This is a genomic window from Ligilactobacillus salivarius (genome assembly GCF_035231985.1).
GTDB classification, from domain to species: domain Bacteria; phylum Bacillota; class Bacilli; order Lactobacillales; family Lactobacillaceae; genus Ligilactobacillus; species Ligilactobacillus salivarius.
Map to the genome: position 1 here is coordinate 587,064 of NZ_CP117983.1, position 17,313 is coordinate 604,376.

General features: G+C 31.3%; 23 protein-coding genes and 1 other annotated feature. Of the genes, 22 read left to right on the forward strand and 1 reads right to left on the reverse strand.

Features of this window, described 5'->3' with window-relative positions; genetic code table 11:
- Positions 1–9 precede the first annotated feature (9 nt).
- From mutM to rpmF, 19 genes are all read left to right on the forward strand, one after another.
- Positions 10–840, forward strand: coding sequence for a DNA-formamidopyrimidine glycosylase (mutM, locus tag PTA89_RS02795; RefSeq protein WP_003705891.1), 831 nt, complete (start codon positions 10–12; stop codon positions 838–840).
- Positions 837–1,442 carry a dephospho-CoA kinase gene (gene coaE / locus PTA89_RS02800; protein WP_003705892.1) on the forward strand — a complete coding sequence of 202 codons (606 nt, stop codon included), beginning with the start codon at positions 837–839 and terminating at the stop codon, positions 1,440–1,442. The genes mutM and coaE overlap by 4 nt, the downstream gene beginning before the upstream one ends.
- Before the next feature lie 14 nt (positions 1,443–1,456).
- Positions 1,457–1,930 carry a transcriptional regulator NrdR gene (gene nrdR, locus PTA89_RS02805; RefSeq protein ID WP_003699785.1) on the forward strand — a complete coding sequence of 158 codons (474 nt, stop codon included), beginning with the start codon at positions 1,457–1,459 and terminating at the stop codon, positions 1,928–1,930.
- 9 nt (positions 1,931–1,939) lie between these two features.
- A complete protein-coding gene (locus tag PTA89_RS02810) occupies positions 1,940–3,286 on the forward strand; it encodes a DnaD domain protein (RefSeq protein WP_324177378.1) in 1,347 nt (448 codons plus the stop codon).
- A 9-nt stretch (positions 3,287–3,295) separates the two neighbouring features.
- On the forward strand, positions 3,296–4,225 hold the full coding sequence (gene dnaI, locus PTA89_RS02815) for a primosomal protein DnaI (protein ID WP_011475785.1): 930 nt from the start codon (positions 3,296–3,298) through the stop codon (positions 4,223–4,225).
- A 307-nt stretch (positions 4,226–4,532) separates the two neighbouring features.
- Positions 4,533–6,482, forward strand: a complete 1,950-nt coding sequence (gene thrS, locus PTA89_RS02820; RefSeq protein WP_003699791.1) for a threonine--tRNA ligase — start codon at positions 4,533–4,535, stop codon at positions 6,480–6,482.
- A gap of 53 nt (positions 6,483–6,535) precedes the next feature.
- Positions 6,536–6,671, forward strand: a sequence feature (ribosomal protein L20 leader region).
- A gap of 43 nt (positions 6,672–6,714) precedes the next feature.
- Positions 6,715–7,215 (forward strand): translation initiation factor IF-3, encoded by a 501-nt coding sequence (gene infC, locus PTA89_RS02825; RefSeq protein WP_003705897.1) that lies wholly within the window; start codon positions 6,715–6,717, stop codon positions 7,213–7,215.
- 36 nt (positions 7,216–7,251) lie between these two features.
- A complete protein-coding gene (gene rpmI / locus PTA89_RS02830) occupies positions 7,252–7,452 on the forward strand; it encodes a 50S ribosomal protein L35 (protein ID WP_003699793.1) in 201 nt (66 codons plus the stop codon).
- 92 nt (positions 7,453–7,544) lie between these two features.
- Positions 7,545–7,907 carry a 50S ribosomal protein L20 gene (gene rplT, locus PTA89_RS02835; protein WP_003699795.1) on the forward strand — a complete coding sequence of 121 codons (363 nt, stop codon included), beginning with the start codon at positions 7,545–7,547 and terminating at the stop codon, positions 7,905–7,907.
- Positions 7,908–8,049: 142 nt separating this feature from the next.
- Positions 8,050–8,589 (forward strand): YqeG family HAD IIIA-type phosphatase, encoded by a 540-nt coding sequence (locus PTA89_RS02840; RefSeq protein ID WP_069468564.1) that lies wholly within the window; start codon positions 8,050–8,052, stop codon positions 8,587–8,589.
- Entirely contained in the window at positions 8,576–9,697 is a 1,122-nt protein-coding gene (yqeH, locus tag PTA89_RS02845) for a ribosome biogenesis GTPase YqeH (protein WP_003709843.1), read from the forward strand. Before PTA89_RS02840 ends, yqeH begins: the two co-directional genes overlap by 14 nt.
- A 21-nt stretch (positions 9,698–9,718) precedes the next feature.
- Positions 9,719–10,030 (forward strand): ribosome assembly RNA-binding protein YhbY, encoded by a 312-nt coding sequence (gene yhbY / locus PTA89_RS02850; protein WP_098034809.1) that lies wholly within the window; start codon positions 9,719–9,721, stop codon positions 10,028–10,030.
- A gap of 18 nt (positions 10,031–10,048) precedes the next feature.
- On the forward strand, positions 10,049–10,681 hold the full coding sequence (locus PTA89_RS02855; protein ID WP_003705901.1) for a nicotinate-nucleotide adenylyltransferase: 633 nt from the start codon (positions 10,049–10,051) through the stop codon (positions 10,679–10,681).
- On the forward strand, positions 10,674–11,273 hold the full coding sequence (yqeK, locus tag PTA89_RS02860) for a bis(5'-nucleosyl)-tetraphosphatase (symmetrical) YqeK (RefSeq protein ID WP_081559323.1): 600 nt from the start codon (positions 10,674–10,676) through the stop codon (positions 11,271–11,273). The genes PTA89_RS02855 and yqeK overlap by 8 nt, the downstream gene beginning before the upstream one ends.
- A gap of 22 nt (positions 11,274–11,295) precedes the next feature.
- A complete protein-coding gene (rsfS, locus tag PTA89_RS02865; RefSeq protein WP_003699805.1) occupies positions 11,296–11,649 on the forward strand; it encodes a ribosome silencing factor in 354 nt (117 codons plus the stop codon).
- A gap of 1 nt (position 11,650) precedes the next feature.
- Positions 11,651–12,385, forward strand: a complete 735-nt coding sequence (locus PTA89_RS02870; protein ID WP_034984133.1) for a class I SAM-dependent DNA methyltransferase — start codon at positions 11,651–11,653, stop codon at positions 12,383–12,385.
- Between the two features lie 15 nt (positions 12,386–12,400).
- A complete protein-coding gene (locus PTA89_RS02875) occupies positions 12,401–13,543 on the forward strand; it encodes a nucleotidyltransferase (protein ID WP_003709850.1) in 1,143 nt (380 codons plus the stop codon).
- Positions 13,544–13,619: 76 nt separating this feature from the next.
- The gene (locus PTA89_RS02880; protein ID WP_003699809.1) at positions 13,620–14,165 is read left to right on the forward strand and encodes a YceD family protein; all 546 of its coding nucleotides are present in this window, start codon (positions 13,620–13,622) and stop codon (positions 14,163–14,165) included.
- Between the two features lie 82 nt (positions 14,166–14,247).
- Complete coding sequence (gene rpmF, locus PTA89_RS02885) at positions 14,248–14,424, forward strand: 50S ribosomal protein L32 (protein WP_081537839.1); 177 nt, start codon at positions 14,248–14,250, stop codon at positions 14,422–14,424.
- 159 nt (positions 14,425–14,583) lie between these two features.
- Here rpmF and PTA89_RS02890 read toward each other — a convergent pair whose 3' ends face one another.
- Positions 14,584–15,207: a lysophospholipid acyltransferase family protein gene (locus tag PTA89_RS02890; protein ID WP_011475794.1), complete on the reverse strand. Its 624-nt coding sequence runs from the start codon at positions 15,205–15,207 to the stop codon at positions 14,584–14,586.
- An 89-nt stretch (positions 15,208–15,296) separates the two neighbouring features.
- Between PTA89_RS02890 and PTA89_RS02895 the strand changes: the two genes are divergently transcribed.
- From PTA89_RS02895 to rpsB, 3 genes are all read left to right on the forward strand, one after another.
- A complete protein-coding gene (locus tag PTA89_RS02895) occupies positions 15,297–16,055 on the forward strand; it encodes a tRNA1(Val) (adenine(37)-N6)-methyltransferase (RefSeq protein WP_003699813.1) in 759 nt (252 codons plus the stop codon).
- Positions 16,039–16,326: a GIY-YIG nuclease family protein gene (locus tag PTA89_RS02900; RefSeq protein WP_003699814.1), complete on the forward strand. Its 288-nt coding sequence runs from the start codon at positions 16,039–16,041 to the stop codon at positions 16,324–16,326. The genes PTA89_RS02895 and PTA89_RS02900 overlap by 17 nt, the downstream gene beginning before the upstream one ends.
- A 163-nt stretch (positions 16,327–16,489) precedes the next feature.
- A complete protein-coding gene (gene rpsB, locus PTA89_RS02905; RefSeq protein WP_003699815.1) occupies positions 16,490–17,287 on the forward strand; it encodes a 30S ribosomal protein S2 in 798 nt (265 codons plus the stop codon).
- Positions 17,288–17,313 lie beyond the last annotated feature (26 nt).

Here is a 17,313-nt window from a genome sequence, read left to right on the forward strand (position 1 = left end):
GGTGAGATAATGCCTGAATTACCAGAAGTTGAAACAGTACGTAGAGGACTAGAGAAACTAGTCTTAAATAAAAAAATAAAAGATATTAGAGTGTTGTATTCTAAAACTATAATTAATGAAGAGACAGAATTCATAGAAAAACTAACAAATAAAACTATTAAAAAAATTGATAGACGTGGGAAATATCTATTATTTAGATTTAGTAGTGATTTGACAATGATTTCCCATTTGAGAATGGAAGGGAAATATTTCGTTGAACCAAGTACAAAAGAAGTTGAAAAACATACCCACGTAGTATTTGATTTTACAGATGGGACATCACTTAGATATAACGATGTTAGAAAGTTTGGCAGGATGCAATTGGTTAAAACGGGAATGGAAATGCAAACAGCTGGTTTAGCTAAATTAGGACCAGAACCTAAAGAGGAAACCTTTATAGTTGAAGATTTTTCTAAAAATTTGAAAAGGAGAAAAAAAGCTATAAAAAATGCTTTATTAGATCAAACGATAGTGGCAGGTTTGGGAAATATTTATGCAGATGAAGTGTTGTGGATGAGTAAAATTCATCCTGAAACACCGGCAAATAAATTAACTAAAGAGGAAATTGAAGTTTTACGAGATAATATTATTAAAGAACTAGCGTTAGCTACCGAAGCCGGAGGAACTACAATTAGATCATATACAGATGCATTTAGACATTCTGGAGGATTTCAGTTTAGCTTACATGCTTATCAAAGAACAGGGGATCCTTGTGAGAGATGCGGAACACCAATTCAAAGAATTGTTGTAGGTCAGAGAGGAACACATTTTTGTCCTAAGTGTCAGGTGGTAAAATTATGAAAATTTTAGGATTAACTGGCGGAATAGCTTCAGGAAAGACAACTGTTAGCACATATTTAAAAGAGATGGGATATCCAATTATTGACGCTGATAAAGTTTCTCGTAAAGTTGTGGAGCCACATACAGAAGGTTTAAAAGAAATTAGTCATTTTTTTGGAAATGATATTTTACAATCTGATGGAAGTTTAAATAGAAAAAAATTAGGTGAAATAGTTTTTGAAAACAAGGACAAAAGAGAGTTACTTAATAAAATATTGAGTAAAAAAATACGCACAGAAATAATTAATCAAATTGAATATTATAAAAAGCAAGGTGCAGATGTATTAATCTTAGATATTCCTTTGTTATTTGAAGGTGGATATGATAAGATGTGTGATTTTACAATGGTCATATACATTCCCAAAGAATTACAAATAGAAAGATTGATACAAAGAGATGGACTAACTAGGGATAAAGCGTTGAAAAGAATATCTGCTCAATTAGATAGTGCAGAAAGAAATTCCAAAGCTGATATTGTCATTGATAATTCAAGAAGTATTGAAGATACTCATAATCAAGTGATAGAATGGCTAGAGAGAAATAATTTAATGTTAGAGAAATGAGGTGAGCTACAACTATGAAATGCCCAAATTGTCATAAAAACGGTTCTAGAGTTGTAGATAGTAGACCAGCGGATAATGGACATGCCATTAGAAGACGCCGAGAATGTGAGCAGTGTGGATATCGATTCACAACATTTGAGAGAGTCGAAGTAACCCCTTTATTAGTTATTAAGAAGAACGGAACAAGGGAAGAATTTCAAAGAGAAAAATTGCTAAGGGGAATTGTAAGAGCTGCTGAAAAACGTCCTGTAGGAATAGATGAAATTACAGAAATAGTTGATAAAGTTGAAAATAAACTACGCTCTGTTGGAGGAACCGAAGTCTCAAGCCAATTAATTGGAGAATATGTAATGAAAATATTGGCTGATGTTGATGAAGTTGCCTATATTAGATATGCGAGTGTTTATAGGGAATTTAAAGATATGCACGCCTTTGCTGATGAATTAAGGGAATTAATGGATCGTGAAGAAAATAATTCGAAAGATTAGGATGAGTTTATGGATAGCGCATTGAATAAACTATCACCAAAAGATGGATATTTGGTATCTGCATCTACCTATATAGATAATCATGATATTGAAATTGTTCAAGTGCTGTATCAGCCAATAATAGGTATTGTAGCGGTAGCATTATATTCATATTTACGTTTTGAAATTGACCCTAAATTAATATTAAGTGAGAGAAAACTGAATAAGAATATTATAGATGGCTTAGGGATAAGTATTCCTGAGTTATATGATGCACGTTTGAAACTTGAGGCTACGGGGCTTATAAAAACATTTGAAGGTGAAGATAAATTAGGTAAGTATCATATCTATGAACTTCAAAAACCATTAAACGAAGTGAAATTTTTTACAGATGATTTATTAAGCACGGCGTTATTAGAAATGGTTGGAAATGAAAAATTTAAAAAATTATCTTTATGGAATAAATTTGATAATAATTATCATGATAAAAAAGAAGTTACAAAGCAATTTTTTGATGTATTTAATTTAAATAAAGATAATATTGTTTTACAAGCTCAATTAAATAATAGTAAGATTTTAAATGATGAATCTCTTATTAATCGTCAAAAGGTGTCATTAGACATGACAGTTTTTAGTGATTTCATAAAGAACTCATATGTAAGTTCAGATGATGTTATGAATCACTTAGATATTATTAAAAGTGTCAAATTAGTTTATGGTATAGATGAATTTCAATTAGTAAAACTTTTAGAAAAAGCAATTAATGTAACAAATAATAAGATTGATTATAATGAATTTAAAAAATTAGCTCAAAAAAATTTTGATAGCGGAATTCGAAGAAACTTTAAGAAAAACAAGATAGTAGAAACGGCTAAAGCTAAAGATGACGAAAAAGATAAGAATATTGATCCTTTAGTTAATGCTTTTAAAGCCTATGTTCCATTAGAATTTTTAGAGATTCTAAAAAATGAGTTAGGAAGTTTTGTCACTGCTAATGAAAGGTATGCTGTAAAAACATTGGTAGAAAAGCAGATGTTACCAAATGAAGTTATTAATGTTTTAATTCATTATTTGTTAGTTGTTCAAGATAGTTCTACCATCTTAAAAGGAACATTTGAAAGAATTGCTGCTGATTGGACAAAGAAAAAAATAAAAAACGCTCAAGAAGCGATGACTTACGTTAAAAGTTTCACTCGAGAAAAATCACTACAACGCAAAGCGACAAAAAAAGATTCAAAAGGCCGCAAAAGTAATGTAATTGTTAAAGAGAAATTACCTGAATGGGCTAAAGAAAAGGGAAAGAATAAGCTAACAGATGTTGGAAAGAAAGAAAATAAAGAAATTGACGAGCTATTGAAAAAAATAAATGGAAAGTAGGTGAGCTATGTGGAAGATATGGGAAAGGAACTTAGTAAAAGACTAGTAGAAAATAAGTGGGAAAAAAAGTATAAAGAAATAATTGAAAAAAGTTTAAAAGATGATGATGTGCAATTGTTTTTACGTGAAAACAAAGATAGACTAAGTCATCAAGAAATATTAAAGGGTGCAAGTAAGTTATATGAATTTGTTGACTTAAAACAAAAAATAGCAGAAGGAAAAGAAGTTTTTGCTCCAGGGTATTCGCCACAATTAACTATTAGTGATCATCACATTGAAGTAACATATGTACCTACTAAAAAATTGATAGAAGAGAGACGACTAAGAGAAATAAATAATAGAATTAATATTGTCAATCTTCCTAAAAGTATTCGTAAAGCAACACTAGAAAATTATTATAGAGATGATGATGGAAGAATGATAGCTTTAAAAAAAGCTATAGAATTTGTTGCGAACTATACTGAAACGCCTAATATCTTTCATAAAGGACTATATTTATCTGGATCGTTTGGAGTAGGAAAAACATATTTACTGGGAGCGATTGCTAATAAATTAGCAGAAAAGGGGATAAAAGTAACTTTAGTTCACATGCCATCTTTTGCTGTAGAAATAAAAAATTCTATTGGTAAAAATACCACTATGGAAAAAGTTGATGCTTTGAAAAAAGCTCCTGTATTAATGATGGATGATATAGGTGCTGATCAATTAAGTAGTTGGTTTAGAGATGATGTTCTAGGTGTGATTTTACAATATCGTATGCAAGAAGAATTACCAACTTTCTTTAGTTCAAATATTGCTTTAGATGACTTAGAAGAATTCTACTTAACGCAGAATACGAGAGGTGAGTTAGAACCCTTGAAAGCAAAAAGAATCATGGAAAGAATTAGATTTTTAGTTGATGAAGTAGTTATTAATGGTGAAAATAGAAGAAATAAATAATGAAAAACCCTTGAATAATCTTCAAGATAATGGTTAAATAAAACTGTAGATTTCGTGAAAGACAAACGGATTACTATGATTCAGGGATGAAAGGCTTGACTGAAAACTTTCAATAATGTAGTATTCTTACCACTTTCATGTATTGTTTAATGAAAAGTTAGACCGGTGCGACCGTTAACAGCACAATGAGTAGTTTGTTTAAAGCTAAAAATTAAAGGTGGAACCACGTTAATAGCGTCCTTAATACATCAATGTTGGTGTGTTAGGGACGTTATTTGTTTCATAGAGAATTCAGGAGGTAGAATTAATGTCTAGTATAAAAATTACATTTCCAGATAATTCAGTAAAGGAATTTGATGCTGGTGTAACAACAGCTGAAATTGCTAAATCAATTAGTATCAGTTTGGCTAAAAAAGCTGTTGCAGGAAAAGTTGATGGTAATTTTGTTGATTTAAATCAACCATTAAAAGAAGATGGATCTATTGAAATTATTACAAAAGATTCTAATGATGGATTAGTTGTATTGTGGAGAACAGCAGCACAAGTTTTAGCTAATGCATTACATGAATTATACCCAAATATGAAATTTGGTTTGGGTGATGTTACAGAGCATGGATTCTATTTTGATACTGATAATTCTGAAGGCCAAGTTGCAGAAACAGATTTTGAAAAGATTTCTCAAAAAATGTCTGAAATAATAAAGGCAAACTTACCTATAGAACGAGTTGAGTTTTCAGAAGAAGAAGCTTTGAATTTAGTATCAGGTGACGAATATCAAGAAGAATTAGTTAGAGATGTAGCTAATAAAAATAATGGTAGAGTAGTTGCTTATAAGCAAGGTGATTTCATTGATATCACTGATGGAGTAGTTTTATCTTCAACTGGTGAAGTAAAGATTTTTAAACTATTATCTGTTGCTGGTGCATATTGGAAAGGTGCTTCAAGCAATCCAATGTTACAACGTATCTATGGTACAGCTTTTTATAAGCAAAAAGATTTGGATGCTGAATTACAACGTCAAAAAGAAGCTCGTGAAAGAGATCATCGTGTAATTGGAAATGAATTAGATTTATTCTTTGTTGATCCTAAAGTTGGTGCAGGATTACCATATTGGATGCCAAATGGTGCAACAATTCGTCGTGTAATTGAACGATATATAATTGATAAGGAAGTTGCATGGGGATTCCAACATGTCTATACTCCAGTTCTAGCAAATTTGAACTTGTATAAGCAATCTGGTCATTGGGATCACTATCGTGAAGATATGTTTCCACCAATGGATATGGGCGATGGTGAAATGTTGGAATTACGTCCGATGAACTGCCCATCCCATATTCAAGTTTACAATCATCACAAGCGTTCATATCGTGAATTGCCATTACGTATCGCTGAATTAGGTATGATGCATAGATACGAAAAGTCTGGAGCATTAACAGGATTGTCTCGTGTTCGTGAAATGACTTTGAATGATGGTCATGACTTTATTGAACCAGATCATATTGAAGATGAAATTAAGACTTTAATTAAATTAATGACGGAAGTTTATAATGACTTTGATATTACAGATTATCGTTTCCGCTTAAGTTATAGAGATCCTAAGAATACAGAAAAATACTTTGATGATGATGAAATGTGGGAAAAATCTCAAAGTAAGTTAAAAGCTGCTATGGATGATATGGGTCTAGAATATTTTGAAGCTGAAGGCGAAGCTGCATTCTATGGTCCTAAGATTGATGTCCAAACTAAGACAGCTTTAGGTGGAGAAGAAACATTATCAACTATCCAATTAGATTTCTTATTACCAGAAAGATTTGATTTGAAGTACATTGGTGCTGATGGTGAGGAACATAGACCAGTTATGGTTCACCGTGGAATTGTTTCAACTATGGAACGTTTTACAGCTTACTTAACTGAAATGTATAAGGGTGCATTTCCAACTTGGTTAGCTCCACACCAAGTAGATATTATTCCTGTTAAGAATGATTTACATATGGATTATGTAAATGATTTAAGCAGTAAATTAAGAGCACATGGCATTCGTGTTACTGTTGATGATAGAAATGAAAAAATGGGATATAAGATTCGTCAAGCCCAAGTAAACAAGATACCTTATACACTTGTTATTGGTGATGAAGAAGTTTCAAACGGAACAGTGACAGTTCGTAAATATGGTGAAGAAAAGACTAACACTATGACAAAAGCTGAATTTAAGAATCTTTTGTTTGAAGATATAGAAAATTATAGTAGAGAAAAATAATTTCTATTATAGTCTTGACGCTTTTAAGTGTAGTTGATATACTTATAAAGTTGAGAAAAAAGCAGAGGCACCCGCTTCTCGCCTAGGAAATGTAGGTTTCCGGGCAGAAATTATGATATTAATTCTAATTAAAACGGATTATTAAGACGGGCATTCTGATTTTTTGGATGTCCGTTTTCTGCATTTTCTCTCTGAATTATTTTTGGAGGTGAATATCATAGCAGTCGATAAAATGGTTAATGAAGGCATTCGTGCTCGAGAATTAAGATTGATTAGCGATAATGGTGACCAATTAGGTGTAAAGACTAAGCAAGAAGCTCTAAAAATGGCTGAAGATGCAAATCTTGACCTGGTTTTAGTTGCTCCTAAAGCTAAGCCACCTGTTGCAAAAATCATGGATTACGGTAAATATCGTTTTGAACTTCAAAAGAAACAAAGAGAAGCTCGTAAAAAGCAAAAAGTTGTTAACATCAAAGAAGTTCGTTTAAGTCCAACTATTGATACGAATGACTTTAATACTAAGATGAAGAATGCACGTAAGTTCTTATCTAAAGGAGACAAGGTTAAAGTTTCCATTCGTTTTAAGGGACGTGCAATTACTCATAAGGATATTGGTCGTGATGTCCTTAATCGTTTTGCAGAAGCAACTGAAGACGTTGCAACTGTAGAGTCTAAAGCAAAAATGGATGGTCGTAGCATGTTCTTAATGCTTGCACCAAAAACTGAAAAATAATAAAACAATTTATTTATTTTAGGAGGATTTATAATCATGCCAAAACAAAAAACACACCGTGCATCAGCAAAACGCTTTAAGCGTACAGGAAATGGTGGTTTGAAACGTTCAAACGCCTACACATCACATCGTTTCCACGGTAAAACAAAGAAGCAACGTCGTCAATTACGTAAAGCTTCAATGGTATCTGCTTCAGATATGAAACGTATCAAGCAAATGCTTTCTCAAATGAAATAAGAATATCTAAGATAAATATTATAAAGAAGAAAAGTTATTTAATTATGTAACTATACCTAGTATAAAGGTTGAATTTTTAAGGAGGAATTGTCATGCCACGTGTTAAAGGTGGATCTGTTACACGCCAACGTCGTAAGAAAATTATCAAATTAGCTAAAGGTTATCGCGGAGCAAAGCATATTCAATTCAAAGTTGCTAAGCAACAAGTTATGAAGTCATACCAATATGCATTCCGTGATCGTCGTAAGACAAAGTCTAACTTCCGTAAGTTATGGATTGCTCGTATTAATGCTGCTGCTCGTCAAAATGACATTAGCTACAGCAAGTTAATGCATGGTTTGAAGTTAGCTAATGTTGAAGTTAACCGTAAGATGTTAGCTGATTTAGCTATTACAGATGCAGCTGCATTTACAGCACTTGTTGATGAAGCAAAGAAAGCTTTAGCTGCTGAATAATTTAGTTTTTTAATTAAGTGAGAAGGTATTTTACCTTCTTGCTTTTTTTATATCCTTAAAATTACTTATAATTTTGTATAAACAGATTGCTCAGGGAAAATATGATATAATTTAAATTGATAAAATATTAGGAGAATTTTCAATGTTGAAAAGATTTATACCGACTTGGAAGATTGAATCTATTTATGATTTAACACCACAAGAAGTTAAAAATCATGGAATTAAAGCAATTTTAACGGATTTAGATAATACATTAATTGCTTGGAATAATCCAGATGGTACACCAGAACTCAGAAATTGGTTAAAAGTTATGAGAGAGGAATCTATACCAGTTATAGTTGTATCAAATAATAATCATAGGCGTATAAAAAGAGCGGTAGAACGTTTTGAACTTCCATTTGTCTCAAGGGCATTAAAGCCATTTGTTAGAGGAATAAATATTGCTAAGAAGAGATATAATTTAAAGAGTAACGAAGTTGTTTTGGTCGGAGACCAATTAATGACAGATATTGCTGCTGCTAATAATGCTGGTATTAGGAGTATTCTAGTTAAACCTTTAGTTAAAAGTGATGCATGGAATACTAAGCCAAATAGGATGTTAGAAAAAATCATAAAAAATAATTTAATAAAAAATAATAAAATGGAAAAATCATGGAGGCATTCCTTAGATGACAGAAACTAATAATGAAATTTTATATTGTATTGGGTGTGGAGCTAAAATCCAATCTAAAAACCCAAATGAACTAGGGTATACACCAGAATCTGCTGTAAAAAAAGGGTTAGAAACAGAAGAGTTGTATTGTCAACGTTGTTTTAGATTGAGACACTATAATGAAATAGCAGATGTAAGTTTGACAGATGATGATTTTTTAAGATTACTAAATCAAATTGGTGAATCAGATTCATTGATTGTTAATGTTGTAGATATATTTGATTTTAATGGATCAGTTATCCCAGGACTACATAGATTTGTTGGTAAGAATGACGTTTTGTTAGTAGGTAATAAATCTGATTTGTTACCTAAGTCTTTAAAACGTTCACGGATTAAAGACTGGTTACGTCAAGAAGCTAATAAACAAGGTTTGAGACCTGTAGATGTAGCACTAACTAGTGCAAGTAAAGGATATGAAATTGATAATTTATTAGAATTAATTGATAAGTATCGTAAAGGCAGAGATGTATATGTAGTAGGTGTTACTAATGTTGGTAAGTCCACACTTATTAACCGTATAATTAAGCAACAAACAGGTATTTCTGAGTTGATTACAACTTCGCGTTTTCCAGGGACAACATTAGATAAAATTGAAATACCATTTGATGATGGTAAAAATTTGATAGATACACCGGGAATTATTCACAAGCAACAAATGGCTCATTATTTAACAGGAAAATCGTTAAAGTTTGCTTCTCCTCAAAAAGAAATCAAGCCTAAAGTTTATCAATTAAATGAAGGACAAACCATTTTCTTAGGGTCTTTAGCAAGATTTGATTATATTTCTGGCGGACGCACAAGTGTAATTGCATATTTTGATAATAATTTACCATTACATCGCACAAAGTTACAAAATGCTGATAAATTTTATGAAAAACATGCAGGAGAGTTATTACAACCACCTACTAGAGAAGAATTGGAAAAAATGCCTAAACTAACCAGATTTGAATTTAAGATAAGTGAAAAAAGTGACTTAGTATTTTCAGGATTAGGTTGGATAAGTTTAAGTCCGAATACAATTGTTGCTGGTTGGGCTCCAGAAGGTGTAGGAGTATTAATAAGAAAAGCAATGATTTAAGTATAGAAAGAGATGTGTAATATGAAACTTAGAGGAAAACAAAAACGATATTTACGTAGTGAAGCTCATCATTTAAAACCTATTTTTCAAATTGGTAAAGATGGGTTGAGTGAAGTATGGTTAGATGAAGTTTTAAAAGCATTAGATAAAAGAGAACTATTAAAAGTTAATATTTTGCAAAATTCACTAGTGGAAGTTGAAGAGGTTAAAGAATTTATAGAGAATAATAGTGATGCACAAGTTATTCAAACAATAGGTAATGTGTTAGTTCTGTTTAAAAAGTCTGGTAAGGCTGGAAACCAAAAAATTTCAGTAAAAGTTGCAGAATTATAAAAATTAGAGGGATATACAATGGTTAAAACAATAACAATTCCTGAAATAAAAGTCATGGCTGAATTAATAACGAATATGAAACATAAGAGGGTAGGAATATTAGGTGGTACTTTTAATCCGCCACATCTAGGACATTTAATTATTGCAGAACAAGTAAAAAGCCAATTAAATTTAGATGAAGTAATGTTTATCCCCGATTACCAACCACCTCATATTGATAAAAAAACAGCTATTTCTGCTGAAAAGCGACTAAAAATGGTGAAACTTAGTACGATGGATGAGCCTGAATTTAAAGTTAGTGATATAGAGTTACGACGTAAAGGTGTAAGTTATACAATAGACACAATTAAGGAATTGAAATTGAAGAATCCAGAAGTAGACTATTATTTTATAATTGGTGGAGATATGGTTGAGTATCTACCAAAATGGCATAGAATAGAAGAACTAATTAAATTAGTAAAATTTGTTGGTGTTGGTAGACCTGGATATAGAAAGGAAAGTAAATATCCAATTATGTGGGTAGATGTTCCAATGACAGATATTAGTTCAACTTTAGTTAGACGAAATGTAAAGCAAGGATGTTCTATAAAATATTTAGTGACACCAGAAGTGGAAAACTATATACATGAAGAAGGTTTGTATCGTGAATAATCTAGATTTAGAATATACAGAGGGAATTTTTTCCGGAACGCGAGAAGAATTGGTAAAAAAAGTAAAAGAATCAGTAAAAGAGTCAAGATTTAAACACATACTTGGTGTAGAAAAAGCAGCAATCGAATTAGCTAAGAAAAATGATTATAGTACAGAAAAAGCAAGTATTGCTGCTTTAGTACATGATTATGCTAAGGAAAGAACACCAGAAGAATTTAAAAAAACAATTTTAGATGAAAATTTATCTAAAGATTTGCTAAATTGGAATAATTTTATTTGGCATGGTGTAGTTGGTGCAGAAATCATTAAAAATGAATTGCAAATTAAAAATGAAGAAATTTTAAATGCTGTTAGACGACATACTGTAGGTGATGTTGAGATGACAACTTTGGATAAGATTATATATGTTGCCGATTACATTGAAGAGGGACGCAGTTTTCCGGGAGTAAAGCTAGCTAGAACAATTGCTAAAGCAAATTTAGACGATGCTGTTAGTTATGAAACTAAACATGTTTTAGAATTTTTGTTAAGTCAGGATAAAGTTATCTACCCTAAAGCTATATTAACTTATAATAAATGGGTAGCAGAGTAATTATTTGAAAGGATTTTGATTAATGGATAGTAAGAAACTTTTAGAAATAGTTGTAAAAGCTGCTGATAGTAAGAGAGCAGAGGATACAGTAGCATTAGATGTTCAAGGAATTAGTATTTTAGCGGATTATTTTGTAATTACACAAGCTAATTCTGAACGACAAGTAAAGGCTATTGCTGATGCAGTTAAAGAACAAGTTTATGAAGCTGGTGCTGATGTTAAAGATATTGAAGGAAAAGATGGAGCAAACTGGATATTATTAGACTTAGGCGATGTAGTAGTTCATGTTTTCAAGACAGAAACTAGACAGTTTTATAATTTAGAAAAACTATGGTCTGATGCACCATTAGTAAATATTGCCGATTGGATAAAATAATATGATATATACAACGTTCGCCCAATTGTACGACAAATTAATGGATCCGCAAATGTATAAGGATTGGGTGTCTTATTTTGATAGATATGAATTTGAAAAAAATAGTAATATTTTAGATTTAGCATGTGGTTCTGGAAGATTTGCAGTGGAAATTGCAAAGAAGGGCTATGATGTAACCGGATTTGATTTATCTGAAGAAATGTTGTCATTAGCATATCAGCATTCATATGAAGAAAACATAGAATTAACATTAGTTGCTGGTGATATGCAAGATTTATCAGGTCTAGAAAAATATAATGTTGTAACTTGTTTTGCTGATTCTTTATGTTATTTACCTAATAAAAGAATATTAAAGAATGCATTTAGAGAAGTGAAACAACATTTAAAAAAAGATGGTGTTTTTTTGTTTGATGTAATAACGCCATATAAGACTGATAAAATATATCCAGGATATATGTATAATTACAGTGATGATGAGCAAACTTTTGTATGGACAACATACTTAGGAGAATATGAACATAGTGTTGAACATGATTTAACTTTTTTCATTTTTGATGAAAGTATTAATGCATATAAAAAAGTTAATGAACTTCATAAAGAAAGAACTTACGAATTAAGAGATTATATTGAATTGCTGAAAGAAGCTGGCTTTAATCAGATAGAAGTAAGTGCCGAATTTGGACGTGAAGATATAGAAAAACAAACTGAACGTTGGTTCTTTAAATGTAGTATTTAATAAGTGGTGATAGTAATGAAAATTATTGGTATTATAGCAGAATATAATCCATTTCATAATGGTCATCTATATCAAATAGAAAAAGTTAAAGAGATTTATCCGGAATCAATCATAATTGTTGCTATGAGTGGTAATTTTCTACAAAGAGGGGAGCCTGCAATTGTTGATAAGTGGGTAAGAGCAAGACAAGCATTGTTGAATGGTGTAGATGTAGTTGTAGAGATACCGATTGCTGGATGTGTACAACCTGCCGATAGATTTGCTGAGAATGGGGTACGAATATTAAGTAATATGGGATGTGAAGAACTTTTCTTTGGTGCTGAACATGCTGAGTATGATTTTATGACATATGCACAGTTGGTTCAAAATTTAGATAGTACTGAATTTTCAAAAAAAAATATATCTTATGCTGAAGCATTCCAAGAAGCTGTTGCGGCAAAAATAGGACATAATATAGATTCACCTAATGATGTCTTAGGCTTGGCATATGCTAAGGCAAATTTGAAATTTGGAAAAAAGTTAAAGTTAAATCCAATCTCTAGAAATGTTGCAGGTTATCATGATAAGTCTTTGTCTCCTGATAGTAATATCGCAAGTGCTACAGCAATCAGAAAAGTTTTGTTTTCTAAAGACCATAATTTAGTTGATAAGTATCTTCCTTCCTACCAAGATTTAAGGGATGAAAAATATGTTTCTTGGGATGATTTTTGGCCATTTCTAAGATATAAACTAATATCTAGTGATATTGATGAGTTAGCTAATATTTACGGGATGGCTGAAGGAATTCAATATAGAATGAAAAAGAAAGCTTTAGAACTAAAGACAGAAGCGACATTTGATGAATGGCTAAAAGCTGTTAAATCAAAAAGATTCACATACACTAGGCTAACAAGATTATCAGTTGCTACTTTAGTAGGAATGAAAGTTAATGATGTTAGTTTGTATAATAAATTTCCTTATGTGCATTTATTAGGATTTACGAAAAATGGACAGAAAGCTTTGAATATAATGAAGAAAAATAGTGAAATACCATTACTGGCTAAAATATCCCAACAAGATAAAGATGACTTTTATCATGTTGATTATAGAGCTGGGAAAATTTATCAATCTCAAAATTATAAAGAGCAAGATTTAAAAAGAGCCCCATTGATATTTTGAGGTGTCAAGGAAAAAACATTGACAAAGGTTTAAATGAAAGTTATAATCAAATTTGTTGCATTGGGAGGAATATAACATGAAATGGTCTTTAAAAGAGCTAAATCAAGCAAGTGAAGCTCCAATCCATTTTACAGAGAATTTAGATTTGAATGAAGCATTAAAATCTAGAAGATCTGATATTATAAAAGTTTCAACAGTACATGTTGATGGAATGTTTTCTGTCGACGAATTAGGAGTTTTAGGCTATATGAAGGTTAACTGTACAGTAACCTTACCTTCTAGTCGTTCATTTCAACCAGTCGATTTAGAACTTAATTTTGATGTAACAGAGCATTATTTAAGTCATTATAATCCGAATTTATCAAATTTTGAAGATACGGATGTCGTTATTGTATTAAAAGATGATATACTGAATCTTGCAGATGTTATAGAAGACAATATATTGTTACAAATTCCTATGCAGGTTTTATCTGTAGATGAGAAACGAGATGACGCAGTTATGCCGTCTGGTAATGACTGGAGTGTCATTCGTGAGGAACAGTTGCAGAAAAACAATCATAAGAAAGATAATATTGATCCAAGATTAGCTAAGTTAAAGAATTTCTTTGATGAAGATAAATAGTAATAGCTATTGCAAATTTTGTGAATAACAAGTAGAATCTTTCTTGGTAGATTTATTTATTGTTTTAAGGAGGTGTCTAATAATGGCTGTACCAGCACGTAGAACATCTAAAACTCGCAAGAGATTACGTCGCACACATTACAAGTTACAAGTACCTGGTATGAGTGCTTGCCCAAATTGTGGTGAATTACGTAAAGTACATCATGTATGCCCAAGTTGTGGATACTATGGTGACAAGGAAGTTGTAAAAACTAAGTAATCGAAATATTAATTAAGATTAAAGGGACCATGGCCCTTTAATAACTTGGATAACGCTTTTCTTTATTCAGAAAGAAAAGCGTTATTTTAATATTTACTAAATAAAAAGTACGATAAAATTTTGAGATAATAATTTTATCGTACTTTTTTGAAAACTGGATTATTTTTTTGACACATCAATGTACTTAAAATCAGGATTAATAGATTTATCTAAACTATTGAATTGCTGTTCCATTTTTTCAATAATAATTTTCTGATTTTCATCGTTAATTTTCATTTTCCTATCTAAATAGATTGGATCTCCAAAAGCAACTGTAGTTTTTTTTCTAGTTAAAAGTCCTTTAAAGGTTAATGGCCCTTGATACACAGCAGGAACAATAGGAACTCCTGAAAGTTTAGCAATTAAAATTGCTCCACCTTTTAGTTTTTGAGAATGTCTAGTTCCAGATGGAAACATGATAAGTGATAAATCTTTCTTTTTTAACCATTTAACAGGAGTTTTAATAACTGAAGGTCCAGGATTTTCTCGATTAACAGGAAAAGCATTGGCGTGTACAAGAATGAATCGTAATATAGGATTTTTGAATAATTCTTCTTTAGCCATAAAAGAGAATTTCTTTGGAGAAGCAGCTAATGCAAAATATAAAGGATCGAACCAAGTCCTATGTGGGCCGACTAAAATATAATTTCCAGTTGGAAGTTTTTCTTTATTTAAATATGTAGGTTTTCCATTAACAATGTAAACTATAATACGAACTATCACACGAATGAAAGAATAAAACATTGAGCGACAACCTTTCTATAATTTGTTATACTACTATCATATAGTATGAAAAAATTTTTTAAGTTGCAAGTAAAAAATGAGGTTTTATAATGCATGAGGATATATTACTATCTAATGAACGAATTGATCAATTGTATTCATCAAAGATAAAAATTATTCAAAGTAGCGAAGTTTTTTCTTTTTCAATAGATGCTGTTTTATTGGCTGACTTTGCAGACTCATTGAAGAAAAAGAATTCTAAGATAGTGGATCTATGTGCAGGAAATGGTGCAGTAGGTCTTTTTTTGAGTCAGAAAGTGAATGGAAAAATAATCCAAGTAGAGATTCAAAAAAGATTAGCTGATATGGCTAGAAGAAGTATATTACTGAATAATTTAGAAGATAAAATCACAATCTTAAATGAGGATTTAAATAATTTACAAGGTTTGATATCAAAAGATTCGGTTGATATGGTGGTATGTAATCCTCCGTATTTCGCTAATTTGGAAACAAGTAAAAAAAATCCTAATCAGTACTATGCTATTGCAAGACATGAAATTAAGGTAACTCTAGAACAAGTCATAGAAGTTACAAGTGGACTTTTGAAATTTGGTGGGAAGGCTAATTTTGTATATAGACCTGATAGGCTACTTGAAATGTTAGATTTGATGAGAAAACACAATATTGCTCCAAAAAAAATTCAATTAGTATATCCAAAAAAAGATAAGGAAGCTAATATTGTATTAGTTCAAGGTATAAAAGCAGGAAAAGATGGTGGGATTCGTTACCTTCCACCTATAATTGTGTCTGAAGATAATGGAAAATATACTAATGTTATAGAGGAACTTTTATATGGTAAAGGAAAATAGCTATTATTTCTATGTATTATTGTGTGCAGACAATACTTTATATGGAGGATTTACGACTGATTTAATTAGGAGATTAAATCAACATAATGATGGAGTAGGTGCTAAATACACAAGATTAAAAAAACGTAGGCCAGTTGAAATGATTTATCATGAAAAATTTAGTTCTAAAAGTATGGCTTTAAAAAAAGAATATGCATTTAAGCATCAATCTAGAGAAAAGAAAAATAAATATTTAGTTGAACATGGTGTAGATAGAAATTTAATTGAATGATTAATAAAATCATTGCAATTCATACAATAATAAAGTATAATCTTTTAAGTGTGTAAGACACAATTCACACTGCATGCGATAGTTAAAAAGTTGCTCGTCAGAGTTTTTTAACAATTGAACATGTGGGAGGATAAAAAAACAAATTATTTGGAGGTAAATTGTAATGGCAGTTATTACCATGAAACAATTACTAGAAGCTGGTGTACATTTTGGTCACCAAACACGTCGTTGGAACCCTAAGATGAAGAAGTATATCTTTACAGAACGTAACGGTATCTACATCATTGACTTACAAAAAACAGTTAAGTTAATTGATGATGCATATGACTTCATTAAAGATGCTGCAAGTGATGACGGCGTAGTATTATTTGTTGGTACAAAGAAGCAAGCACAAGAAGCTATCGAAGAAGAAGCAAAGCGTGCAGGTCAATACTATGTTAACCATCGTTGGTTAGGTGGTACTTTGACTAACTGGAATACAATTCAAAAGCGTATTAAGAAGTTAAAAGAAATCAAGGCAATGGCTGAAGATGGTACTTTTGATCGCTTACCTAAGAAGGAAGTTGCTTTGTTAATTAAACAAAGAGATCGTTTAGAAAAATTCCTTGGTGGTATTGAAGATATGCCACGTATTCCTGATGTATTGTTCATCGTTGATCCTCGTAAAGAACGTATCGCTGTTAAGGAAGCTCAAAAATTGAACATTCCTATTGTTGCTATGGTTGATACAAACGCAGATCCTGATGAAATTGATGTTAAGATTCCATCAAACGACGATGCAATTCGTGCAGTTCGTTTAATCACTTCTAAGATGGCAGATGCTATCATTGAAGGTCGTCAAGGTGAAGATGATGCACCTGTTACTGAAGATACATTTGAAAATACAGATGATCAAGTTGATTCAATCGAAGATATCGTTGAAGCTGTAGAAGGCGACAATGATAGCACAGATGCTGAATAGTTAGTTAACTTAGGCTGTCTCGAATT